23 protein-coding genes are annotated in these 24,205 nt (G+C 68.8%); 13 read left to right on the forward strand and 10 right to left on the reverse strand.

The genetic code is table 11. The annotated features are described in order from the left end of the window. Positions 1–3 precede the first annotated feature (3 nt). The 3 genes from C7H75_RS24025 (at position 4) to C7H75_RS24035 (ending at position 3,748) form a co-directional block, all read left to right on the forward strand. Positions 4–1,800 (forward strand): ABC transporter substrate-binding protein/permease, encoded by a 1,797-nt coding sequence (locus tag C7H75_RS24025; RefSeq protein ID WP_084969562.1) that lies wholly within the window; start codon positions 4–6, stop codon positions 1,798–1,800. A 3-nt stretch (positions 1,801–1,803) separates the two neighbouring features. Further along, entirely contained in the window at positions 1,804–2,535 is a 732-nt protein-coding gene (locus C7H75_RS24030; RefSeq protein WP_005516713.1) for an amino acid ABC transporter ATP-binding protein, read from the forward strand. 157 nt (positions 2,536–2,692) lie between these two features. Then, positions 2,693–3,748, forward strand: a complete 1,056-nt coding sequence (locus C7H75_RS24035; protein ID WP_044991518.1) for a cellulase family glycosylhydrolase — start codon at positions 2,693–2,695, stop codon at positions 3,746–3,748. A gap of 75 nt (positions 3,749–3,823) precedes the next feature. Here C7H75_RS24035 and C7H75_RS24040 read toward each other — a convergent pair whose 3' ends face one another. Beyond that, the gene (locus tag C7H75_RS24040; RefSeq protein ID WP_069855370.1) at positions 3,824–5,320 is read right to left on the reverse strand and encodes a glycosyltransferase; all 1,497 of its coding nucleotides are present in this window, start codon (positions 5,318–5,320) and stop codon (positions 3,824–3,826) included. After that, positions 5,317–6,885 (reverse strand): exosortase/archaeosortase family protein, encoded by a 1,569-nt coding sequence (locus C7H75_RS24045; RefSeq protein WP_106851951.1) that lies wholly within the window; start codon positions 6,883–6,885, stop codon positions 5,317–5,319. The genes C7H75_RS24040 and C7H75_RS24045 overlap by 4 nt, the downstream gene beginning before the upstream one ends. A gap of 380 nt (positions 6,886–7,265) precedes the next feature. Here C7H75_RS24045 and C7H75_RS24050 point away from each other — a divergent pair, with 380 nt between their 5' ends. Further along, the gene (locus C7H75_RS24050) at positions 7,266–9,227 is read left to right on the forward strand and encodes a hypothetical protein (protein ID WP_106851952.1); all 1,962 of its coding nucleotides are present in this window, start codon (positions 7,266–7,268) and stop codon (positions 9,225–9,227) included. Between the two features lie 134 nt (positions 9,228–9,361). Further along, positions 9,362–10,966: an ABC transporter gene (locus C7H75_RS24055; RefSeq protein WP_226347429.1), complete on the forward strand. Its 1,605-nt coding sequence runs from the start codon at positions 9,362–9,364 to the stop codon at positions 10,964–10,966. Between the two features lie 3 nt (positions 10,967–10,969). Here C7H75_RS24055 and C7H75_RS24060 read toward each other — a convergent pair whose 3' ends face one another. From C7H75_RS24060 to C7H75_RS24085, 6 genes are all read right to left on the reverse strand, one after another. After that, positions 10,970–11,758 carry an SDR family NAD(P)-dependent oxidoreductase gene (locus C7H75_RS24060; protein WP_172504549.1) on the reverse strand — a complete coding sequence of 263 codons (789 nt, stop codon included), beginning with the start codon at positions 11,756–11,758 and terminating at the stop codon, positions 10,970–10,972. Between the two features lie 12 nt (positions 11,759–11,770). After that, positions 11,771–12,505 (reverse strand): glycoside hydrolase family 25 protein, encoded by a 735-nt coding sequence (locus tag C7H75_RS24065; protein ID WP_022598631.1) that lies wholly within the window; start codon positions 12,503–12,505, stop codon positions 11,771–11,773. Positions 12,506–12,601: 96 nt separating this feature from the next. Next, complete coding sequence (ggh, locus tag C7H75_RS24070; protein WP_005516701.1) at positions 12,602–13,939, reverse strand: glucosylglycerate hydrolase; 1,338 nt, start codon at positions 13,937–13,939, stop codon at positions 12,602–12,604. 16 nt (positions 13,940–13,955) lie between these two features. Further along, a complete protein-coding gene (locus C7H75_RS24075; protein WP_013417662.1) occupies positions 13,956–14,981 on the reverse strand; it encodes a PHP domain-containing protein in 1,026 nt (341 codons plus the stop codon). Between the two features lie 37 nt (positions 14,982–15,018). Then, complete coding sequence (locus C7H75_RS24080) at positions 15,019–15,444, reverse strand: organic hydroperoxide resistance protein (protein ID WP_005516699.1); 426 nt, start codon at positions 15,442–15,444, stop codon at positions 15,019–15,021. After that, the gene (locus C7H75_RS24085) at positions 15,441–15,914 is read right to left on the reverse strand and encodes a MarR family winged helix-turn-helix transcriptional regulator (protein ID WP_081183856.1); all 474 of its coding nucleotides are present in this window, start codon (positions 15,912–15,914) and stop codon (positions 15,441–15,443) included. The genes C7H75_RS24080 and C7H75_RS24085 overlap by 4 nt, the downstream gene beginning before the upstream one ends. Before the next feature lie 111 nt (positions 15,915–16,025). Here C7H75_RS24085 and C7H75_RS24090 point away from each other — a divergent pair, with 111 nt between their 5' ends. The 3 genes from C7H75_RS24090 to C7H75_RS24100 are packed head-to-tail and all read left to right on the forward strand — an operon-like array spanning position 16,026 to position 17,457. After that, complete coding sequence (locus C7H75_RS24090) at positions 16,026–16,385, forward strand: hypothetical protein (protein WP_022598637.1); 360 nt, start codon at positions 16,026–16,028, stop codon at positions 16,383–16,385. A 13-nt stretch (positions 16,386–16,398) separates the two neighbouring features. Continuing rightward, positions 16,399–16,752, forward strand: coding sequence for a hypothetical protein (locus C7H75_RS24095; RefSeq protein WP_022598639.1), 354 nt, complete (start codon positions 16,399–16,401; stop codon positions 16,750–16,752). 21 nt (positions 16,753–16,773) lie between these two features. Further along, a complete protein-coding gene (locus C7H75_RS24100; protein ID WP_005516695.1) occupies positions 16,774–17,457 on the forward strand; it encodes an SDR family oxidoreductase in 684 nt (227 codons plus the stop codon). Positions 17,458–17,466: 9 nt separating this feature from the next. Here the strand turns inward: C7H75_RS24100 and C7H75_RS24105 are convergent, their stop codons facing one another. Beyond that, positions 17,467–17,997 (reverse strand): HutD family protein, encoded by a 531-nt coding sequence (locus C7H75_RS24105; RefSeq protein WP_233281825.1) that lies wholly within the window; start codon positions 17,995–17,997, stop codon positions 17,467–17,469. Positions 17,998–18,120: 123 nt separating this feature from the next. Continuing rightward, positions 18,121–18,492: a nuclear transport factor 2 family protein gene (locus C7H75_RS24110; protein ID WP_005516693.1), complete on the reverse strand. Its 372-nt coding sequence runs from the start codon at positions 18,490–18,492 to the stop codon at positions 18,121–18,123. Between the two features lie 257 nt (positions 18,493–18,749). Between C7H75_RS24110 and C7H75_RS24115 the strand changes: the two genes are divergently transcribed. The 5 genes from C7H75_RS24115 (at position 18,750) to C7H75_RS24135 (ending at position 24,198) form a co-directional block, all read left to right on the forward strand. Beyond that, positions 18,750–19,742, forward strand: a complete 993-nt coding sequence (locus C7H75_RS24115; protein WP_106851954.1) for a siderophore ABC transporter substrate-binding protein — start codon at positions 18,750–18,752, stop codon at positions 19,740–19,742. 78 nt (positions 19,743–19,820) lie between these two features. Then, positions 19,821–20,801 (forward strand): ABC transporter permease, encoded by a 981-nt coding sequence (locus tag C7H75_RS24120; RefSeq protein WP_005516691.1) that lies wholly within the window; start codon positions 19,821–19,823, stop codon positions 20,799–20,801. Further along, positions 20,794–21,849, forward strand: coding sequence for an iron chelate uptake ABC transporter family permease subunit (locus C7H75_RS24125; RefSeq protein ID WP_005516690.1), 1,056 nt, complete (start codon positions 20,794–20,796; stop codon positions 21,847–21,849). The genes C7H75_RS24120 and C7H75_RS24125 overlap by 8 nt, the downstream gene beginning before the upstream one ends. Continuing rightward, positions 21,846–22,601: an iron ABC transporter ATP-binding protein gene (locus tag C7H75_RS24130; RefSeq protein WP_064076010.1), complete on the forward strand. Its 756-nt coding sequence runs from the start codon at positions 21,846–21,848 to the stop codon at positions 22,599–22,601. Before C7H75_RS24125 ends, C7H75_RS24130 begins: the two co-directional genes overlap by 4 nt. An 88-nt stretch (positions 22,602–22,689) precedes the next feature. Then, the gene (locus C7H75_RS24135; protein ID WP_233281826.1) at positions 22,690–24,198 is read left to right on the forward strand and encodes a lipase family protein; all 1,509 of its coding nucleotides are present in this window, start codon (positions 22,690–22,692) and stop codon (positions 24,196–24,198) included. Positions 24,199–24,205: the final 7 nt, after the last annotated feature.

The raw sequence follows: 24,205 nt of genomic DNA on the forward strand, positions 1-24,205 counted from the left end.
TCGATGACCGCCGCCGCCATCTCCCGCGCCCGGGCGGTGGCGGTGGTGCTCGCCGGGTTGCTGCTCGCGCTCACCGCGTGCTCGTCGGGCGGCGATGCCACGTCGGGTGACCTGTGCGCCCCGCCCGGCGTCGAGAGTGCCACCGCGCTACCCGGCAACCTGGACTCCGCGGCCGCGACCTCTGCCGAGGACAAGTACACGACCCCGGACACGCTGCCGCTCGCCGACGTCGACGTGTCGAAGCTGAACCTGGCCGAACCCGGGAAGCTGACGGTCGGCACGCTGTCCGACGCACCCCCCAGCATCTGCGTCAACTCGCAGAACGTCTTCACCGGATTCGACAACGAACTGCTGCGGGCGGTGGCAGCGAAGCTGGGTCTGCAGGTCGAGTTCGTCGGAACGGACTTCGCGGGACTGCTCGCGCAGGTGGCGGGACACCGGTTCGACGTCGGCTCGTCGTCGATCACCACCACCGACGCCCGACGCGACCTGGTCGGCTTCACCAACGGCTACGACTTCGGCTACTTCGCGCTGGTGGTGCCGAACGGGAGCGCGATCAAGGGTTTCCCGGACCTGACGTCGTCGGTGCGCATCGGTGTCGTGCAGGGCACCGTGCAGGACGACTACGTCGTGAACACCCTGGGCTTGGACCCAGTGAAGTTCCCGGACTACAACACCGCGTACGCGAACCTGAAGACCGGCCAGATCGACGCGTGGGTGGCGCCGTCTCAGCAGGCGCAGGGCGCGATCACGCCGGGTGATCCGGCGTCGATCGTGCAGAACACGTTCAGCCTCAACAACTACGTCGGCTGGGCGGTGGCGAAGGACCGCCAGCCGCTGATCGACGCCCTCAACTCGGGTCTCGACGCCGTGATCGCCGACGGCACGTGGTCCCGGCTGTACTCGGACTGGGTGCCGCGGGAACTACCCGCGGGCTGGAAACCGGGCAGCAAGGCCGCGCCCGAACCGCAACTGCCGGACTTCGCGGCCATCGCCGCGCAGAACGCTTCGACTACCGAACCGTCCACCGCGCAACCCAAGTCGACGTTGCAGCAGCTGGGCGAGACGTTCTTCGACTGGGAGCTGTACAAGCGCGCGTTCCCGGATCTGCTGCGCACCGGTCTGCCGAACACCCTGATCCTGGCATTGTCGTCGGGCATCGTCGGCACCGTGATCGGCATGCTGCTGGCGGTGGCCGGCATCTCCCGCACCCGCTGGCTGCGCTGGCCCGCCCGGGTCTACACGGACATCTTCCGGGGCCTGCCAGCGGTGGTGATCATCCTGCTGGTCGGTCTGGGCGTCGGCCCGGTCGTGAAGGGCCTCACCGGCAGCAACCCGTACTGGCTGGGCGCCGCTGCGCTGTCGCTGCTGGCAGCGGCGTACATCGGGGAGATCTTCCGGTCCGGCATCCAGAGTGTGGAGCCGGGGCAGATGGAAGCGGCCCGCGCCCTGGGCTTCTCGTACCGCCGGTCGATGGCGCTGGTGGTGATCCCGCAGGGCGTGCGACGGGTGCTGCCGGCGCTGATGAACCAGTTCATCTCGCTCATCAAGGATTCGTCGCTGATCTATTTCCTGGGACTGCTGGTGACGCAGCGGGAACTGTTCGCGGTGGGCCGGGACCTCAACGCGCAGACCGGCAACCTGTCGCCGCTCGTCGCTGCCGGCCTGTTCTACCTGGCACTGACGATTCCGCTCACCCACCTGGTGAACTACATCGACCGTCGGCTGCGCACCGGTCGCGCCGACACGTCCGGCACGCTCGACGACCTCGAGCAGGCGATCGTCGTGGAAAGGGGCTGACGCGTGGACGATTCCGTCTCCCTCACCGGTACCGGGCTGCACCTGGCGTTCGGGGCCAACAAGGTGCTGCGGGGCGTGGACCTGCACGTCGACGCCGGCAAGACCGTCACGGTGATCGGGCCGTCGGGATCCGGGAAGTCGACGCTGCTGCGCGTGCTCAACCGGCTGCACGAGCCGGACGCGGGCGACATCCTACTCGACGGCCGCTCCGTGCTCGCGGACAACCCGGATCGGCTGCGGCAGCGGATCGGCATGGTGTTCCAGCATTTCAATCTGTTCCCGCACCGCACCGTCGCCGACAACATCGCGCTCGGCCCGCGCAAACTGAAGAAGCTGTCGAAGGACGCGGCCCGACAGCTGGCGGTGGAACAGCTGGAGTTGGTGGGGCTGGCGCACAAGGCGGACTCGCGTCCGGGCAACCTGTCCGGCGGGCAGCAGCAGCGGGTCGCGATCGCCCGGGCGTTGGCGATGCAACCCCAGGTGATGTTCTTCGACGAGGCGACGTCGGCGCTCGATCCGGAACTGGTCAAGGGAGTGCTGGCGCTCATGGCGGACCTGGCGGCCACGGGCATGACCATGGTGGTGGTGACCCACGAGATGGGCTTCGCGCGGTCGGTGTCGGACACGGTGCTGTTCATGGATCGCGGCGTCGTGGTCGAGTCCGGGATCCCCGACCAAATGTTCGACCATCCGGAAACCCCACGTCTCCAGGCGTTTCTGTCGGAAGTTCTCTAGAGTGTGGCGCGGATGGGTCCCATACGCCGTGGATCGCCGGGGAGTCGGGGAGAGGCAATCGATCCATCCCGCGGCCACGCGTTGACGAAGCGAGGCAGTTCTGAAAACGACACCGAGATTGAGATGGTTGCTGGTAGCGGTGCTGTCGGTGGTGACGATGGCCAGTTGCGGCGCGGGCCTGGCCCCGCAAGCCCAGGCGCAGGGGCGTGTCGAGGCCGCGTCGGACGGCCTGTACCTCGACGGCGAGAAGTGGTGGCCGGCAGGCTTCAACGCCTACCAGCTGTCCACGAACTGGGGCATCAACCGTGGTTGCGGCGGGATGGTCGATCTGCCCGAGTACTTCGACTCCCTGCCGCCGCATTCGCTCACGCGATTCAACGCCTTCCAGGAACTCGCGATCAACAAGTTCACCGGTGAACTGGACTTCACCGCCATGGACGCGGTGTTCGCGGAGGCGGAGCGCACCGATCAGATGATCATTCCCGTGTTGTCCGCTCAGGACGGCGCGTGCGAGAGCGAGAAGTTCAAGGACCGCTCGTGGTACGTGGGCGGCTGGAAGACCGACGACGAGAACGGCACCCGGCTCAGCTTCGAGGACTGGGTGCAGACCGCGGTGAACCGCTGGAAGGATTCCCCGTCCGTAGCGGCGTGGGAGCTGGTCGGCGAACCGGATCCGGGCGAGTGCGTGAACGGGAACTGCGACTGGTGGGTGCGCACCTGCCCCACCGATGCCGCGCAGGTGCTCCGCGACTTCATGGAGGAGGCGGGCGCCGAGATCAAGACGATCGCGCCGAAGCACCTGGTTACCGCGGGCCTGATCGGAGGCGGCCAGTGCGGTACCGGCGGCGACGACTACCAGTTCGTCACCGAATCCGACAACGTCGACTTCGTGCAGTACCACGACTACGGCGCCGACGGCATCCCGCTGCCGGGTGACCAGTGGAACGGTCTGGCCCGTCGGATCGATCAGGCCGAGGCCGCCGGAAAGCCGTTGCTGGTGGCAGAGATCGGCGAGAACGCGGGGTCGTGCAAGACGCTGTCCGCACGCGCGTCGAGCATCGGTCAGAAGATCACCGGTCAGCGCGCGGCCGGTACCGCCGGCGCGCTGCTGTGGGCGTTCGTCCCGGACCCGCGTCCGAACGACTGCACCATGGACATCGGGTACGACGACCCGCTGTTCCCGTTGATGGCCGGATTCAACACCTACGGCTGATCCCTCACCCCCGCGTTTTGCGCACTTGTCGCGCCGGCGGACGCCGGAAATCCGCGACAAGTGCGCAAAACGCGGTCAGGGGGCGGCCGGGGACTGGGGGGCGGCCGGGGACTGGGGAGAGGGTGTTCCCAGACCGTGGAAGGTCTTCTCCCAGTAGGACGGATTGCGCAGCAGCTGCCAGCAGCCCTTGGCGGCGGCGATGCTCATCATGAGCCAGTAGATCGGGACGGTGACGCACGCGAGCAGCAGGTGCGAGTTCCCGGTCTCGCGGCAGCCGACGATGTTCATGTAGATCGCGGCGGCGTTGCCGAACACCAGCGAGACCAGCGCACCGTAGTAGATGTACGGGGGGAACACGTCGGCCACGATCAGCGGCTGGCCGAGCAGCCACGTGAACGTGATGAACCAGAACACCAGGTTGAGGCACGCGATGATCGGCGTCCCGGCCAGCAACAGGGTGAACCGGATGAAGCTGAGCGCACCGAGTGAACGCCACGCCTCGAGCGGCCTGCGGGTGTGCACCAGCCACGACTGCAGATACCCCTTGTACCAACGGGATCGCTGCCGGATCCAGTTGATCGGATCGCTGTTGGCCTCCTCGATCGTGGTCGAGTCCAACACCGCCGTCGAGTAGCCCGACGCCGCGATCCGCACGCCCAGGTCGGCGTCCTCGGTCACGTTGTGCGGATCCCACGCGCCGATCTCGTCGAGCACCCACCGCTGCAGATGATTGGACGTGCCGCCCAACGGGATCGGCGACCTGGTCTTCATCAGCCCGGGCAGCAGGAAGTTGAACCACACCGCGTACTCGGCGGTGAACCAGCCGGTGAGCAGGTTCTGGCGGCCGTTGTCGTAGGCGAGCTTGGCCTGCACGCAGGCCACGTCGTCGGGCTGACGCGCGAACGCGGCGACGACCCGGCGCAACTGCAGCGGATCGGGCTTGTCCTCGGCGTCGTAGATGGTGACGATCTCACCGGTCGCGAAATGCAGGCCGTAGTTGCACGCCTTGGGTTTGGTGCGCGGCTGCGCGGCGGGCACCAGGATCACCGTCACGATCTCGCCGCCCGGCACAGAGATCGCGTCCTTCGCGGCCTCCACGGTGCCGTGGTCGTCCTCCTCGAGCAGCAGCAGCACCTGCAACTTCTCGCGCGGGTATTCGAGCGCGGTCATGCCCGCGACGAGGTCGTAGATCACCTCGGTCTCGTCGTACGCGGGCACGAGGATCGTGTAGGAGGGCAGTTCGTCGTCCGGAATCGCCCGGGCGTCCTCGTCGGAGACAGTGACGATGGCCTCCCGGTCGAGCCCGCGGGCGAAGATGATCAGACGGTCGATCATGGTGGCGACGTACGCGAGCGTGCACACCGCGATCAGCACCGTGAAGGTGCCGATCGGGAAGAACACCGCGCAGCCCACGACCAGCGCCGCCACCGCGAGCGCCAGGTTGCGCTGCCACGGCACGAACGCGACCGCGGCCGACGCGAGCGGATGCCGCTCCCGCAGGCCGTCGACGGCGTCGTTCAACGCCGCGGCCTTGAACTCGTCGGTGACGGCGGCCGAACGGTCGGCGCTCATGCCTCGTCCGCCTTCCACTGGGCGTCGACGAGCTGCGTTCCGACGACGGCGAGCATGTCGCGATCCTTGTACTCGGAGTTGTCGTCCACGGTGACCGCGTTGCCGCGGATCAGGACGTTGAACGTGTTGGTGACATCGGACGCCATCGAGGGCGTCGGCCGCGGGAAGATCGCGTCCGGGCGATGATCGTCGACGGTGACCAGGTTGACCCGCTGGCTGATGTCGTCTCGCGTCCACGTGAACGACAGCAGGCTCCACGTCAGCAGCGCCTCCTCGTCGACGATCGTCGAGAACTCGCCCTGCACGCCGTGACCGAGATCCACCGGCACGGTGGGGCTGCGGCGGGCGTCCCTGAGGCGGTAGAGCGTGTCGGTGGGGTACACGGTGAGCGTCGCGGGACGGTGCGTGTCGAGAGTGTCGATGACGACGCGCCGCGGCCGTGCCTTCGAATCCCAGTCCGGATTCCCCTCGTCGGCGACGATCGTCTGCCGCACGAGCGTGGCGCGGCGCCCGAAGAAGCGGTTGGCCCAGTCGAAATCCTCTACGTCCTCCTGCGTCCATCCCGACGGCACGACCAGGCCCGTGCCGGGCGTCGACGGACCGTCGGCGACGACGGTGGCCGGGGGATCGGGCAGCGGGATGAGGGAGAGCACGAAGGCGACCGCGACGACGACCAGGCCGGAGCGGACCAGGCCGGTGCGCACGGCGGTGGGGCGCTGCGGCGCCACGGAATAGGCGGCACGCCGGTCCGTGAAGTAGTACCCGTACTGCAGGTACATGCCGATACCGACCGTCACGGCCGCGACACCGGCGGGCACGAATTGCACGACCAGCCGGGGCACGTCGGGGAAGACGAACCAGATGAAGGCCAACACGGCGAGGCCCACGGCGATCGTGGCGACGGCGCCCACGATGCCGCGTCGCCGCGTCCTGCCCACCGCGATTCCGGTGGCGGCCGCCGCGAACGCAGTCAGGACGACGCTCACGTGCTGCGACTGGCCGCCCAGCATCACCACGACCATCCGGTAGGGGAGGGGAGCGATGAGCAGAAGCATCAGCCACACGGGCCAGAACCGGCCTACCGGTCGCAGCCCGAACAGCAGCACCGCAGCGCCCACGACGAACAGCAACCACGACAGCAGATCGATGCGCAGGACGCTGAACTGCTCGGCGTATCGGGGTAGCAGCAGCCACTGGACCGCAACGGAGACCAGCAGGGCCATCCCGCCGACGAGGCTGTCGATCTGCCGGTCGTGAATGGGTAATTCGCCGGCGCGGCGTCGGGCGATGCCGATCGCCGCCACGGCGGCCAGGAACGGCATCACCAGGATGTAGCCGAGGAAGTCGCCGCCACGAAGGTCGTCGACGGTCCGGACCACCGAGGGCCAGAACGCGGCGAGCGAGCAACCACCGATGAGCAGCCACCGCAACAAGATCGACGTGCCGGTGAACGGTGCCGGTGCCGAGGACTTCCCGCCCGCGGTCGCCGGCGCAGCGGCGGCGGCCTGGGCCTCCTCGCCGTCGCCCACGGGGGAGGTTTCGATGCCCGGGGTGGCATGCGTCATCGTGGTTTTTCCTCCCCGCTCGCTCGAACACATGTGCAGTCGAGACTATTTCGCAATCGTCGAGCGACGCGGTCTACACCGGACCGTTTGCACTTCCATCTTGACTCATCACGGCAGCGATCGGAGTGTTACACGAAGTGACAGGTGTCGCTCCGTGACCAACCTCTCCGAATCACACCGATGAAACTTCAACTTTTGAACCAGCGTTTGGTACAAACCCGTGATTGAATGGTCGCGACGAAGGTGAGCGTGGTGGCCGTTCCGACGGGCCCTGGCTGCGCACAAGAAGTTTCGGATTCGGGTTCCTTCGTTCAGCCGACCGTCGTCGACCCACTCGACCGGATGCCGGCAGCACGTAGAGGACGATCTGGGGAGAGTTCATGGCAAGGACGGGGGCGCCCTCGCGCGCGCCGCGACGCAGGCTCGCAACGCTCGTGACGGGCACGCTCGTCGCGATCGCCGCGCTTCTGCCGGGAGCCGGCACGGCGTCGGCTCAGGACTCCAGCGACGCGACTGTCCCTACCGGACAGTCAGTTCCGTTCCCCGAGCTGGGACGCCCCGCCGACCTGCAGTTCGTGTCGGACTCCGCGCCCGTGACCGTCACTCTCCCGGTGCCGGACGGGCTGCAGGCCCGCCGGCTCGCCGGAAGCCTCACGACCCCAATGGACTTCCGGCAGGGGTGGCTCGAGGTCCGGTCCGACGCCCGTGTGGTCCAGCGGGTGGAGATCCCGGCCGCGAACGAGGGCGGCATCCCGCTGTCGGTACCGCTCGACGGCCTGCCCGTGACCGACCGGTCGGTGAACCTCACGATCACGAGCCACTACATTCCCGTCGACAACCGCTGCTACGACCGCAGCCAGTTCGCCCCGCTGACCCTGCGTGACGCGGCCGTGGACTACGCCGGCGCCGAGCGTCAACCGGCGTCCCCCGCCGAGTTCCTGCCGCCGATTCTCCGGAAGCTGACGATCTACGTCGCGGACCCGTCGTCGGCGGCCGAGCAGAACGCCGCATTGACGTTGAGCACGGCCGTCGTCAACCACTACGGCAATCAGCCCACCCGCGTCGAGGTGGCCCAGCTGCCCGCCGGTGCCGGTGTGCCGCCGGTGGCCCCGGCCCTGTTCGAGCGATCGATCGCCGTCGGTGGCGCCTCCGACGCCGGAATCGGGCTGGAGCCGACTCCCGCCGGTGCGCCGGTACTGCGCATCACCGGCAACGAGAGCGCACTCTCGTCGCAGGTGGACCTGTTCGTGGCGAATCTCGACGGCTACGCGGCCGCCAGTCGCGCGATCGCGGCTCCCGAGGTGAAGGTGCCGGAGGTGGCCCAGGACGTGGTGACGCTCGAGCAGCTGAAGATCGGCTCGCTCACGGCGTCCGGCCTCAACCGCATCGCGGTGCCGATCGAGGTCAATCAGACCCAGCTCGGCCGGCCGATCCGCGACCTGTCGGCGCACCTGTTCGGTACCTACGTCCCGCTGCCGCCGTCCCGGAGCGGCATCCTCACCGTGAGTCTCGGTGGTACCCAACTGGCCAGTGCGCCGCTCGACTCGACGGGCAGGTTCGACGTCCGCGCCGACGTGCCGAACAACCTGCTGTCCCGCTTCATGACGCTCACGGTGGCGCTCGACATCACCGGGGACTTCCAGTGCGGAACCAGCGACGCGTCGTCGCTCACGGTCGATCCGCGCAGCACCGTCTCGTCGCACCTCGCGTCGCCGCCGCTACCCGGCGGATTCGCGTCGCTGCCGCAGACCCTGCTGCCGACCGTCGACGTCGGCCTCGGCGACAACGGCCTCGGCGACCTGCGCCGGGCCAACCAACTCCTGGTCCAGATGCAGCACAGTAGCTACCTGCCGCTGCAGCCGCGGGTGCGTCCGCTCACCGAGGCCGCCACCGACACGCTGCCGGCGATTCTGGTCGCCGCCGACGGCAATCTGCCGCAGTCGGTGCGGCCGCCGCTCGCGTCGGCCGACCCCGCACTGCTCGCCCTGCAGGGCGTCGCCGGGACCACCCCGTACGGCACGCTGCAGGTGACCGAGCAGGGCAACCGCACGGTGGTGCTGGCGACGTCCAACGGCGAACCCGGCGACCTCGACGCGTTGCTCGGCTGGCTCGACGCCGATCCGTCCCAGTTCCCGCGCCTCACCGGCGACGTCCTGATCGGTCCGCGTGACGCGCAGCCGTTCGCGATCGGCGTCAAGGTCACCGACGTGGCCGCGCAGGCCGACTCCGAGGAGGACTCCGGTATCGGAACCGGCGCGATCGTCGCGATCGTCGCGGGGACCGCGGTCCTCGCCGTGATCGTGGTCGGCGCGACAGTGTGGCTGCGCCGGCGCCGGTCGTGACCTCGACGACGGCCCTGCGTCCGGCGCCCGCGCAGGGGGGCGCCGGACGCGGAACCCCACGCGTCCGCGAGCGGCGGAAGCCGTGGACGCTGTACGGGATTCTGTTCACCGCCTACGTCGCGGTGGGCGTGTGGATGAACGTCGGTGTGGGATTCATCTTCACCGACTCGCTGTCCCGCGTCGCGGCGGTCTCGGGCGTGCTCCTGAGCCGGGACCCGCACCTCGCGGCGATCGGATTCGTCTTCACACCACTGACCGCGTTCGCGCAGTTGCCCCTCGGCTTCCTCGGGCACTGGTGGCCGGAGTTGTTGCGCTGGAACCTGACTGCGGCGGTGATGTCGGCCGCGTTCATGGCCGGCGCCGTCGTCCAGATCCGCGGAATCGCGCGTGACCGTGGCTGTTCCACGGTTCTGGTGGTGGTGCTCACCGCGCTGTTCGCCCTCAACCCCATGATCGTCATGTACGCGGCCAACGGCATGAGCGAGGCGCCGTTCGTGTTCTTCGTGTGCTGGGCCGTCCGCCGGCTCATGCGGTGGATGCGCAGCGACGGCGTGCACGACCTCATCGCGGCGGGCATCGCGCTGGCGCTCGCCTATCTCACCCGCTACGACGCGATCGCCCCGATGATCGTCGCCGGCGCCCTCGTCGGCCTGGTCACCGTGATCCGTCATCGCCCCACCCCGCAGTCCGCGCGGGGAGATCGCTGGTGGGCGGCCGCGGTCGAGGTGTCGATCGTCGTCGGACCCGGTATCGCGGCCTTCGTCGCGTGGTCGTTCACGAGTTGGCTGATCACCGGCACCGCGTTCCAACAGTTCTCGTCGGTGTACGGCAACAGCGCGATTCTCGAGCAGTCCGGCGGCGGTGCCACGACCACGGGCGTCGACCGGGCGGTGTTCTCGCTGACGGAGATGGCGGTGCTGGGGCCGGCGGTCCCACTGCTGCTGATCGTCGCGGCCGTGCTCGCCTACCGCCGCCGCGACGCCGAGATCCTGGTCCCGTTCACGATCTTCGGCGCGGTCCTCGGCACGCAGTCGCTGCTGTACCTGATGGATTCGACGTTCCCGTTCCTGCGCTTCTACATCACGATCATCCCGTTCGCGTTCGTGCTCGTCGTCCTGCTCACCCCCAGCCGGGCGCCCGTGATCTCGCACCGCCCCGGGCATTTCGCACCCGAACCCCGTCCGATCCCGGCCTACCCGGGACCGTCACCACTGGTCGCGTTCGCGGTGTGCCTGCTCGTCGGATCGACCGCGGTGACGACCGTCGCGATGGGCAACGCCCGGCTGGCCGCGCTCGAGCACTCCATCGCGAGCGCGATCGTCCCGGGCCGGCAGGACCCCACCGAGCTGGCGATCCTGCGCACATTCGGTGCCGAACGGCGCATCGCCGACTACCTCGACCGCCTCGACCTGCCCGAGGGCTCCGTCCTGCTCGACACCGTCGAGGGGTTCGCGGTGGTGACGGCGTCGGCGAACCCCAAGCAGTTCGTCATCACGTCGGACACCGACTTCGCGGAGATCCTCGACGACCCGGCCGGGAACGGCGTCCAGTACATCCTGGCGGTCCCGAACACCAAGCGCGGCGTGGCCGACGCCGTGAACCGTCGGTACCCGACGATGTTCGAGACCGGCTCCGGTGGCGTCGGCGCTCTCGTGCTCGAGATGCGCAACGACGGCGGCACCGAGCCCGAGATGTGGCGGCTCTACCGGGTGACCGGTCAGCTCACCCCGGGTGGCTGAGAGCTACGCCTGGTCGGGCGTGGCCGCTCCGATCAGGTCCGCGATCGACGGGTTCCGGCGCAGCGTCTGCCCACCGCTGACGTGCAGCATCTGGCCGGTGACGAAACCGGATTCGTCGCCGGCCAGCCACGCCGCCACGTTCGCGACGTCCTCGGCGATGCCGACCCGCCCGAGTGGGATCTCGCGCAGGTAGAGCGAGCGGATCGGTGGGTAGTTCAGTCCACCGCCCGACATCGGGGCGTCCGCGACGCCGCCGGGCGCGATCGAGTTGGCGCGGATCCCGCGCTCACCGTATTCGTTGGCGATGCACCGGATCACGTGGTCGATACCGGCCTTGGTGCCCATGTAGGCGGCGTGGTTCTCGAACATGATCGACGCCGTGACCGACGAGATCTGGATGATCGAGCCGCCGTTCGGCATGTTCGCGACCAACCGCTGGAAGAACTGGAAGGGCCCGGTGAACTGGACCGCCGCCATCCGCTCGAGATCCTCGCGGGTGGTGTCCTCGAACGGGGCGAGCAGACCCCACCCGGTGGCGTTGACGCCCACGTCGATGTGTCCGAACAGGTTCCGCGCGCGCTCGACGAGCGCATCCAGGTCCGCCTCGGACGTGATGTCGCACGGCTGCCACTGCGCACCGATCCCGTCGGCCACCTCGGCGAGCGCGTCCGGGCGCCGACCCGCGACGAGCACGGTGGCACCGTCGTCGGCGTACCGACGGGCGATGGCGTGCCCCACGTTGCCGGGCGCCACGCCCAGCACGATCGCGGTCTTTCCACTCAGCTTCGTCATACCGGCGCGCACTCAGCTACCGAAGAAGTTGCGCGCGTACATGTTGAGATCGCCCATCGCCCCGCTGTAGACGTTGAGGTCGATGGCGGCGTTCACCCCCGGGATGCGGCCACTGTCGGTGTACTGCCAGAAGGCCCAGTTCTTCCACCCACCCGGCAGCGGGCCGGGGTAGTTGCCGCCGTTGTAGTCGGCGATCCACAGTGGGTAGTTGGAGAACTCGGTGGTGTTCGCCATCGCGGTACGCCAGAAGTTGGGGTACGTGTAGATGATCGGCTGACGGCCGGTGAGAGCCTGCACCGAATTGAGGTAGCGGCGCGTCCAGTCGATGAGTTGCGGCGCCGCGAGACCGCCGGTGCTCTCGAGGTCGAGCACCGGGGGCAGGCCGCCGATCTGGTTGACCGCCAGCGCGTTCGCGGCGAAGAAGGCCGCCTGCGCCTCGGGTGACGCCGACGGGTCCGCATAGTGGTACGCGCCGCGCGCCACTCCGGCGATGCGCATCGCGATCGAGTCCTGCGCGAAGTACGGGTTGGTGTAGAACAGGCCTTCGGTGGCCTTGACCATGCCGAACTCGTAGCCGGCTCCGCGCACTGCCCCCCAGTTGATGGGCGCACCCCCCGGATGCTGCCACGATGCGACGTCGACGCCCTGCGGCGCCGCCACCGCGACCGCGGGGGCTGTCAGCGTCACCGCCCCGGCCATGGCCAGTATTGCGACACGCGACAGGGAGCGACGACGGTTCCTCGGCATTGCCCGAGACTAGACGACTTCCTCACCGCGCGCGCCTGTTTCGCACCGGGTATCGGTATCTCACAGACAGTTCACAGCGGCGTTCCACACGGTTCATCAGCCGAGCCAGTCCAGCACCGCGGCCGCGGTCCACGACTGCTGCATACTGCCGAGCGGCTCACCGGTGAACGGCTCGTAGTACTCGGCGAAACTGCCGTCGGCGGCCTGCCGCAGTCCCTCCGCACGCAGCATCAGCGACCGCTCGGCCCAACCGCGACGCGCGAACGCCCACGAGAACAGCCACGTCATCACGGGCCACACCGGTCCGCGCCAGTACTCGCGCGCCCGGAAGTCCCGCGACACCGGCGACGTGGACGGCGGCACCGCGTACCGCAGATCCGGATGGGTGCAGAAACGCGGACCCTCGAAGGTGTGCAGCAGGCCTCGCTCGGTATGCCGGTCCAGGCCACCGCACAACAGGGGCGCGAACATCGCGATGGTGTCGGTGGCGATCCACCGCCCGGTGCGCAGGTCGAGGTCCCGGGCCGCGCCGGAGCGCGCGTCGGTGGTGGCCACGACGCCCTTACGGAAGTGGTCGGCCCAGGAGTGCAGTTCGCGGACATCGGCGTTGGGTCGGGAATGCTCCTCACCGATCGTGGCCAGCACGTCGCACGCGAGCGCGAAGACGGCGCTGACGAATACGTCCTCGACCGCGAAGCTCATCTTCTCCGGCAGCGCCTCGTCGTCGTAGCGGACGCTCTTCATCTCCTCCAGCAGCCACAGGTAGCGGTCGTACTCGCCGTTGCTCGGGCGCTGCGAGGCATCGGTTACGACGGTGACGTCCTCGCGCCGATACGCCGGGACAGGGCCCGGAATCACGTTGCCGTACGGGATATCCCACCGGGGCGAATTGTCCATTCCGGACTCCCACCCGTGGAACAGCGTGATGCGCCCGTTCCCGTCGCGGTCCCGTGCCCGCGCGAGCCACCGGTGCCAACGCATCAGGTCCGGCCACCGGCGGTCCAGGAACTCCTCGGCGACCGCCCGGGTGCTGCGGCCGTGCCGCCGGGCGTGGTCGAGGATCCGCTGCACCGCGATCGCGTGCACGGGCGGTTGCGTGATGCCGGAGGTGTCGACACCGATCGGCGCATGTCCGGCCAGTTCCCCGCACTGCCAGCGCGCGGGGCCGGGGAAGTAGCCGTCGACCCCGTTCGCGAACACGATGTGCGGGATCATGCCGTTGCTCCACTGCGCCGACAGCAGCGTGTCGAGTTCGGTGACCGCCCGCTCCACGCTCAGCGGCGCCAACCCCACGGCCACGAACGCCGCGTCCCAGCTCCACATGTGCGGGTACAGCCGCGGCGCGGCGGTGGTCATCGTCCCGAGGTCGTTGCCGCGCAGCAGGTAGGCAGCTCGCGCCGCGAGCTGGGTGGGCGTGAATCCCGGGTCGATCATCGTCCCATTCTGCGACTCACCCCGCGAACGCGCGCGTCCAGGTGAGCAATTCGTCGACGGGCCACGTGTTGACGACCCGCGCCGCCTCCACACCGCACCGGATCGCGCGCTCACAGCCGAGCCCCTGCCACGCCAGCTGCCCGGGCGCGTGCGCGTCGGTGTCGATCGCGAAGAGACAACCGATGTCGACGGCCAGATCGATCAGGCGGCTCGGCGGGTCCCGACGCTCCGGCCGGCTGTTGATCTCCACCGCGACGTCGTGGTCGCGACACGCCTCGAAGACCTTCTCGGCGTCGAACTTCGACTCCGGACGGCCGCCGCGGGCGCCCTCGACGAGGCGGCCCGTGCAATGCCCGAGCACGTTCACCCGCGGATTCCGTACCGCGCCCAGCATTCTGCGCGTCATCTCCGCCCGGTCGGCGCGCAGGTGCGAGTGGACGCTCGCGACCACGACGTCCAGTTCGTCGAGCAGCTCCGGCTCCTGGTCGAGCGCGCCGTCGTCGAGGATGTCGACCTCGATGCCGGTGAGGATCCGGAACGGCGCGAGTTCCCGATTGAGCTCCCGCACCGCCGTCAGCTGGGTGCGCAGCCGCTCCGCGGACAGGCCGTTCGCGATGGTCAGCCGCGGCGAGTGGTCGGTGAGCGCGCAGTACTCGTGGCCGATGGTCGCCGCGGCGCGCATCATCTCGTCGATCGGGCTGCCGCCGTCGGACCAGTCCGAGTGGACGTGCAGATCGCCGCGCAGCGCGGGCTGCAGGTCGCCGCCGTAGCCGATGGGCTCGGCGGCGTCACGGAGCTGTTGCAGGTAGTCGGGCACCTTCCCGGCGACCGCCTGTTCGACGACGGCGGCGGTCTTCGCGCCCACGCCGGGCAGCGACGTCCAGTCGCCGGAGCGCTCCCGGGCTCGGCGTTGCTCGTCGGTGAGACCGGCGACCACGTCCGCGGCCCGCCGGTACGCCTTCACCCGGTACGTGACGGCCCGGTCGCGTTCGAGCCAGAACGCGACCTCCCGCAATGCCTCGACCGGCCCCGGATTCGCCATGCCTCCATGGTGCCTCCGGGACCGGCGTCCGGCAGGGCTATTCGTCGTCGGCGACGGTGAGGGTGACCTCGATGTTGCCGCGGGTGGCGTTCGAGTAGGGGCACACCTCGTGCGCCTTCTCGGTGAGCGCGAGGGCCTCTCCGCGCTCGAGGTGCGGCAGCGAGACCTCCAGCGTCACGGCCAGTCCGAAGCCGCCGGAACCGTTGGGGCCGATACCGACCCGCGCGCCCACGGCGGAATCGGTGACGTCGGCGCCGGCCTGCCGCGCGACCAGCTGGAGGGCGGAGTGGAAGCACGCGGCATACCCCGCCGCGAACAGCTGTTCGGGATTGGTGCCGTTGCCGCTGCCACCCATCTCGGTCGGGATGGCGAGCTCGAGATCGAGACGTCCGTCGGACGTCCGGGCGCGGCCGTTGCGGCCCTCGCCGGTAGCCAGTGCTTCTGCGGTGTAGACGATGTTCACGGTGCCTCTTCTCGGTTGTCGGTGGAGGGGGTGTCGAAATCCGCGTGGTGGAGATTGCGGCCGACGGCCATGAGGACGTCGCGTAGCCGTTCCAGCTCCGGTACATCGAGCCCGGTGGCCTGCGCGAGGCGGGCCGGGATGTCGGAGGCCCGGTCACGCAGGGCCGCCCCGGCGGGGGTGAGCCCGACGGTGACGCGCCGATCGTCGCCACCGGCCCGCTGCCGGTCGACGAGACCGCTGGCCTCGAGGCGTTTGAGCAGCGGCGACAGTGTGCCGGTGTCGAGCTGGAGAGCATCGCAGATCTCCTGGACACCCCGGCCGTCCCGCTCCCAGAGCACCAGCATCACGAGGTACTGCGGGTAGGTCAGGCCGAGGTCGGCGAGCAGCGTCCGATAGGCCGCAGTGGTGGCGCGCGACGCCGAGTACAGCGCGAAGCACACCTGCCGGTCCAGTGCGAGGTCGTCGGTCACACCATGAATGTAGACCACAACAATGTTGTGCACAACCTACATCTGCACACGGCGCCTGCCGGTGCCATGCTGGAGAAGGGGCTGCCGAGCACTTGCACGAAAGGCAGAGCCATGAATCGACAGACGATCGAGCACCGAGGCTGGATGGTCGCGGCAGCGGCCGCCACGGCCGTCGCATCGGGACTGCTCGGGGCCGCCGTCGCCGGAGGCGACGACCAGGCCGAGTCGAATCCCGCCACGCTCACCACCGAGGAGGAAGGCACCGACTCGCCGGAGGACCCGAGCGGTCTCGAGCAGACCAATTCCTTCGGCTACATCCCCGAGCACGAGACGACCCTCGAGACCGATCCCATCGGACCGGAGGGTGGCGGCATCGAGGACGACCCGTTCGAACTCGGCGGCGGGCGCATCGACCCGGCCGTCGTCGTCCCGGCGCCCGCAGACGCGACCCTCACCACCCCGGCCGGTTGAGCGGAGGCGACCCATGACCCCGACGAACCACTCACCGCTTCCCCGGCGGATCGCCGTCGGCGCCGTCGCCGCACTCGCAGTCGCGAGCCTCGGCCTGGCGGGATGCGACCGCGCGGCGCAGACGGCCAATCACGGATTCCCGCAGCAACCGACGTCGACGACCGACGAAACCGGTCTGCAGCAGACGAATTCCTTCGGTTACATCCCCGAGCACGAGACGACGCTGCCGACCAACGGCAACGGCCCGGGCGCCCCCGGCCCGTTCAACGACAACCCCTTCGACAATCCCGGCCCGCCGTTGCCGGGTGGCCCCGGTCTACCTGCGCACGGCACGGTACAGCCGACACTCACGACCCCGGCCGGGTGATCGTCGGTCTAGTCTCGGGGCATGGTCTCCCAGCATCCGACGGCCCTCGTCACCGGCGGCAGCCGCGGTCTCGGTGCCGCCATCGCCCGCGAACTCGCACCCACCCATCAGCTGATCCTCGGTGGTCGCAGCGCCGAATCGCTCGAGCAGATCGTGGGCGAACTGGGCGCCGCACCGTGGCCGGTCGACCTCACCGACCACGCGGCCGTCGCGGACGCCGTCGCCGACATCGACCGGCTCGAGGTGCTGGTGCACAACGCCGGCGTCGCCGAACTGGGAACGCTCTCGGAGACGTCGGTCGACATGTGGCGGAAGACCTTCGAGGCCAACGTGGTCGCGGTGGCGGAACTGACCCGGCTGCTGCTGCCCGCCCTGCGGGCCGCGAACGGGCACGTGGTACTGATCAACTCAGGCGCGGGATTACGTGCCAATGCGGGCTGGGGCGCCTATGCCGCAAGCAAATTCGCGCTGCGTGCCTTCGCCGATGCGCTGCGGCTCGAGGAGCCGGGGTTGCGCGTCACGTCGATCCATCCCGGCCGCATCGACACCGACATGCAGCGCGCGATCGTCGCATCCGAGGGCGGCGAGTACGACGCCGACGCCTTCCTCACCCCGCAGACGGTCGCGCGAGCGGTCCGGAATGCCGTCGAGACGCCGCGAGACGCGCATCCGACCGAGATCGTGCTGCGCCCCGTACCGCGATAGGACGTCCCGTCAGGGACGGGCGAGTGCCGTGACCGTGACGATCGCGCAGGGGCTCGTGAACTCGACGGTGTCGCCGCTCCCGGGCGGCAGCAGCAACGCGAGTTCCGTCACCGGATCCACGAGGACCACCAGCTCGGCGGGATCGGCGGTCCGGGGCGGTTCGCCGAACCGCATCGTCGCGGTGGCCGCGCCGCGCCGCACCATGACGTTGAGTGCCCGGGTGGGGGTCTCCACCCGGCACGCCGGGGCCCACTCGCCGGCAAAGGCCGTCGTCTCCAGCGGCGCGACGGTGCGAGGGGCCGCATCACCGGCACCCGTCAACTCGACGGGCACCCCACCGATCGGCATGAACAGTCGGTCGTAGCCGTCGATCACCGAGAACGTCGACGCCGTCGGCTCGTCCGCGATGCTCACCCGCCACGTCTCGGTCTCGGCGACAACCTGCGTGGTGCCCTGACCGTTGCGCCACCGCACCGTTGCGCGGTCGTCACGTGTACTGCGGAGCGCCGGGGCGCCGGGCGAGTACGGTCCGTCGTTCACAATTCCTCCGCTGACATCGCCCACCATTGCCCGTCCAGTCTTGTATAGACAACCAGGGGGGTCAAAACGTCGGTGGGGTGTGGCCCGGACTCGGACCACACCCCACCGCGCGACATGTCGCCGTCAGCTGACGATCATGTCCTCCTGCGCCCAGTACGCGCGGGTGCTGGTGATCTTGGCGTCGTCGTCGAAGGTCATGACGTCGATCGGCTCCATGACGTAGGTCTGGCCGCCGACCTTCGAGACCGTGCGGAAGTGGAAGGCGGCACTGTTGCCGGCGACGCGGATGGTCAGCAGCTCGGCCGTCTGGTCCATCGCCTCGATGGCCTTGAAGAACGCGCGGATCTCCTCGACGCCCCGCTTGGGCTCGGTGCCGACCGGGTCCTCGACCGTGGCACCCTCCGCGAACAGGGCCGCAACCTGGTCGGCGCTCTTGCTCTCGAGTGCCTTCATGTAGGAGGCGACGGTGTTCTTGATGTCCTCTGCGGATGCCATGCTCGCGAACCTTTGCTCGTGGAACGGATTTCGGGGTCGTGCGCGCGGAGCGTAACCCGGCTCACACGCTGCCCACATCGCTCGATCCCGCCCACCGGACACCGGTGCCCTCACCGACGGCGTGGGCCTGCGCCACCCCGGGGACCGACCGGCCCGAATCATCCCTTTTACGCGCATTAGGTTAGGCTCACCACTGTCGCGGGGAGGGGGTCGCCGCGGCGGCACGTCCCATCGGCACGAAGCAAGGAATCACGTAGATGAAAGCGCCCCGGCTGTACCGCAGCGCGGCTGCCCTCGCACTGGCAGCCCTCGCCCTCACCGCCTGCTCGAGCACGACCTCCGACGAGGCCACCTCCGGCGAGACCACCACCGTGACGGTCGAGGACAACTTCGGTTCGCAGACGGTCACCGTGCCGGCGGCGTCGGTCGTCGCCACCGACAACACCACGTTCGAGACCCTCTCCGCGTGGGGAGTGCCACTGAAGGCCGGTGCCGTGGCGCTGATGCCCGACACGATCTCGTACAAGCAGGACTCGAGCATCGTCGACCTCGGCACCCACCGCGAACCGAACCTCGAGGCGATCGTCGCGGCCGATCCGGATCTGATCGTCAACGGCAACCGCTTCGCGCAGTTCCGCGAGGACTTCCGCAAGCTCGCCCCGAACGCCGCCATCGTCGACGTCACCCCCCGCAAGGACCAGCCGCTGGATGCCGAACTCAAGCGCGGCACCACCGTCCTCGGCGAGGTCTTCGACAAGCAGGCCGAGGCGCAGCAGCTCAACGACCAATTCGATGCATCCATCGCCCGGGTGAAGGCCGCCTACGGTGCCGACACGACGGTGATGGGCGTCATCGTCTCCGGCGGCAAGATCGGCTACGTCGCCCCGCACACCGGCCGGACGATCGGCCCGATGTTCGACATCTTCGGTTTCGAGCCCGCGCTCGAGGTACCGCAGGGTTCCGACAACCACCAGGGCGACGACATCTCGGTCGAGGCAATCGCACAGTCGAACCCGGGCCTGATCATCGTCATGGATCGTGACGCCGCCACCACCGATGCCAAGAAGGACGGCTACATGCCGGCCGCCAAGGTGATCGAGGGCTCCGCCGCCCTGCAGAACGTGGAGGCGGTCAAGAAGGGCAACGTCATCTACATGCCCGCCGACACCTACACCAACGAGAGCATCCAGACGTACACCGCGTTCTTCGACGCGCTGGCCGACCTGCTCGAGAAGAACAGCAACAGCTGAGCCCCCGGCTACCCCGTGGTGACGGCACGGAGCCGGACCACGGGGTAGCCACTTGCTCGCAGTACGGAAGTTTCTCCGATGAGTGCACCGACCGTCACGGTCCGCGACAAGGGTCGCCTGTTCGACTGGAAGCTGTTGCTCGGCTTCCTCGGCGTCGGCGTATTGCTGACGCTCTCGCTGTTCACCGGCGTGTTCGACATTTTCGGCGGCGAGGCCGGCTGGGAGATGTTCAACATCACCCGCATCCCCCGCACCGTCGCGCTGGTACTCGCGGGCGCCGCGATGGCGATGTCCGGCCTGGTCATGCAGCTGCTGACGCAGAACCGGTTCGTCGAACCCACCACCACCGGCACCACCGAGTGGGCGGGGCTCGGCCTGATGATCATGATGATCGTGGCACCGGGCGCCGGGCTGATGCCGCGGATGATCGGCGCCATCGTCGCCGCCTTCGTCGGCACCCTGATCTTCTTCCTGTTCCTGCGCCGCGTCCAGCTGACCTCGTCGCTGATCGTGCCGATCGTCGGCATCATGCTGGGCGCGGTGGTCGGCGCCATCACCACCTACCTCGCGCTCGCCACCGACCTGCTGCAGAGCATGGGCATCTGGTTCGCCGGCAGCTTCACCTCCGCCATCCGCGGCCAGTACGAGGTGCTGTGGATCGTGGCGATCGTCGCGGTGGCCGTGTTCGTCGCCGCCGACCGGTTCACCGTCGCGGGGCTCGGCGAGGACGTCGCCACCAATGTCGGCCTCGACTACAACCGCATCATCCTCCTGGGTACGGGCCTGATCGCGATCGCCACCGGCGTCGTCACCGTCGTGGTGGGCAACCTGCCCTTCCTCGGGCTGATCGTGCCGAACATCGTGTCGATGATCCGCGGCGACGATCTCCGCAGCAACCTGCCCTGGGTGTGCCTGCTGGGCGTCGCGATCGTCACCGTCTGCGACCTGGTGGGCCGGACGATCATCGCGCCGTTCGAGGTCCCCGTGTCGCTCATCCTCGGTGTCGTCGGATCGATCGTCTTCGTCGCCATGCTGCTCCGGAGCCGCCGCCATGCTTGAGATCCAGCCGACCCCGGCCGTCGTCGAGACGCCGGCCACGCGCGAGCGAGCCGGCAGCGGCGCCTTCGCCACCGTCCGCGACCGTCGTCGCTACTGGGCCGTGGTGAGCGGGCTCGCCGTTCTCGCAGTCGCATTCGCGTTCGGCGTGCTGGCATGGGACAACCCGTTGCCGGTGGGCAGCCCCGGCTTCTGGCGGGTCGCCGAACTGCGGGCGACCAGCCTGGTCGTCATCGCGATCGTCGTGATCTGCCAGGCGATGGCGACCGTCGCGTTCCAGTCGGCGACGAACAACCGGATCGTCACGCCGTCGATCATGGGATTCGAAGCCCTGTACGTCGCCGTTCAGACCGCCTCGGTGTTCTTCCTCGGTGCCGCGGGAGTGGTTGCACTGCAGGGCGTCCCGCAATTCGCGCTGCAGCTGACGATCATGGTGGTCTTCGCGATGCTGCTGTACGGCTGGCTGCTGTCCGGAAAGTACGGGAACATGCAGGTGATGCTGCTGGTCGGCATCATCCTCGGCGGCGGGCTCGGGTCGGTGTCGGCATTCATGCAGCGGCTGCTGACACCGAGCGAATTCGACGTCCTCACCGCCAAACTGTTCGGCTCGATCTCGAACGCCGAGGTGGCCTACCTGCCGCTGGCTGTGCCCCTGTGCCTCGCGGCGGCGGGAGCGCTGTGGTGGCGGGCCCGACGGCTCAACCTGGTGGCGATGGGCCGGGACGTCACGACGAACCTGGGACTGGACCACCGTCGCGAAGTCATGATCGTGCTGTTCCTGGTGTCCGTGCTGATGGCCGTGTCCACCGCGCTCATCGGCCCGATGACCTTCCTCGGCTTCCTGGTCGCCACGCTGGCGTACCAGTTCGCGGGCACCCACGACCATCGCTACATCTTCCCGGTCGCGGTGCTGACCGGCTTCGTCATCCTCACCGGCGCCTACTTCGTGCTCAAGAACATCTTCTACGCCCAGGGCGCGGTGTCGATCATCATCGAGGCCGTCGGCGGCGCCACGTTCCTCATCGTGATCCTGCGGAAGGGCAGACTGTGATCGAGATCAAGGGCATCCGCAAGGACTACAGTCGAGCGGTGACGATCGGCCCGATCGACCTCCGGATCCCGGCCGGCGGCATCACCGCACTCGTCGGCCCCAACGGCGCCGGCAAGTCGACGCTGCTCACGATGATCGGACGACTGCTGAGTCCGGACGCGGGCAGCATCGAGATCGGCGGCCACGACGTGACACGCACGCGCTCGAAGGATCTCGCCAAGATCGTCTCGATCCTGCGGCAGGAGAACCACTTCGTCACCCGACTCACGGTGCGCCAACTCGTCGGGTTCGGCCGGTTCCCGCACACCAAAGGCCGGCTCACCCGCGTCGACGAGGAGGCGGTCACCCGGGCGATCGACTTCTTCGGCCTCTCGGAACTCGAGGGCCGGTACCTCGACCAACTGTCCGGCGGGCAGCGTCAGCGCGCCTACGTGGCGATGGTGCTGTGCCAGGAAACCGACTACATCCTGCTCGACGAGCCGCTCAACAACCTCGACATGAAGCACTCGGTGCAGATGATGAAGCACCTGCGGAAGGTGGCCGACGAACTCGGACGCACCGTGGTGATCGTGCTGCACGACATCAACTTCGCCGCGCACTACGCAGACCGGATCTGCGCGATGAAGGACGGCCAGGTGGTCGAATTCGGCACGCCGACAGAAATTTTGGTCGACGAGACGCTGGGCCGGGTCTTCGACACCCCGGTCTCGTGCATGCCCGGCCCGAACGGCCCGATCGCCGTCTACTACTGAGGCGCCTTCGGCACCCGTGCGCCTTTTTGGTAGCCGAGTCCACCGAAAACGCGCACGGGCACGAAGTGCCTTGGGTAGGTTCCCGCGCATGCCAAACCAGCGTGGGGGATTCTGGGGTCGGATGGTGGTCACCGCACTCGCGGTGAGTGTCGTGGTCGGGGGAGGTTCCGGCGCCGCGGCCGCACAGTCGAGCGGGAGCGCCCTTCCGGACACCAGTATCGGCGGAGTGGGATCGACGGGCAGCGCGGCCGGGCAGGGCTTCATCGGGCCCGGATCGCTCACCGACGGAACAGGTTCGGACGGTACCGGCTCCAACGGCACCACCCCGATCACCGGCTCGTGGGGAACCGCGTCGTTGGCTCGGTCGGCGTTCGGATCGTGGATCCCCGGGCTGGTGGGCTCGGTGGTGCCGGAACCCGATCTGGCCCCGCCGCCGCTCGAGACCCTGCACCAGGAGTCGCTGCCGTCGCCGATCGGCGAGGCGTTCTTCGACTACTTCCCGCCCGGGCTGCCCGGCATGGCGAACGGCGAGCTCGTCGAGGTCCGCGACGTCACGCCCGTCGCGAAGAATCTGCTGCTCGGGCCGGTGCGCGAGGTCAAGCAGATCAAGGTGAAGACCACCGACGCGTCGGGGGCACCCACGTTTGCGACCGCGACGCTCGTCATCCCCGCCGGCGTCTGGCCCGGTCCCGGACCACGTCCGGTCCTGGTCAACAACGTGCCGATCAACAGCCTCGGACGGGCCTGCACACCGTCCCACACCATGGCCAACGGCATCACCCCGTCGACCAACTTCGTCGAGTTGGTCCGCCCCGTCACGGCGAAGGCCGAGGAACGCGGTTACGCCGTCCTCATCCCCGACCACGAAGGGCCGTCGATGGCGTACGGCGAACCGTACGCCGCCGGACACGCCATCCTCGACACCATCCGCGGCATGCGGAACGCCTTTCCCGCCGAGTTCGGCACCAGCAAGATCGCCATGATGGGCTACTCCGGCGGGGCGATCGCCACACACGGCGCAGCCAAACTGCTCGACGGGTATGCGCCGGAGCTGGCGCCCGACATCGTCGGCGCCGCGATGGGCGGGGTGCCGGCCGACTTCGAGATGCTCGGACGCACCATGAACGGCAACCTCGCGAGCGGGCTGTTCCTCGCCGCGGTGTTCGGGATCTCCCGGCAGAACCTCGAGATCCTGCCGCTGATCAACGGCCTCGGCCAGCGCATCGGCATCTCGTCGATCAAGGATCAGTGCATGCTCAACCTCGGCGCGTCGGGCGTGTTCGGGATCCCCGCCGAGGCGCTCGCGAACGTCGTCGACGCATTGAATTCACCTGTCGCCCACGACATCTACACCAAGATGAAGATGGCCGACCTCGTCTCCGGCACCCCGTTGTACATCTACAACGGCGGGCAGGACTTCTGGATCCCCGCCCTGGGCGCCCGCAACCTGTACGACGAGCAGTGCGGCTACGGTGTCGCCGCCGTCTACCGGCAGGTGCCCGGCGAGCACTTCCTGGGGGAAGCGCTCGGCAACTCCGGTGCGTTCGAGTGGATCGACGCCCGCCTGCGCGGCGAACCCGCGCCGTCGGAGTGCTGAGGCGGCT

Origin of the sequence: Rhodococcus (subgen. Prescottella) equi, from assembly GCF_003013675.1 — a bacterium.
GTDB lineage: Bacteria > Actinomycetota > Actinomycetes > Mycobacteriales > Mycobacteriaceae > Prescottella > Prescottella equi.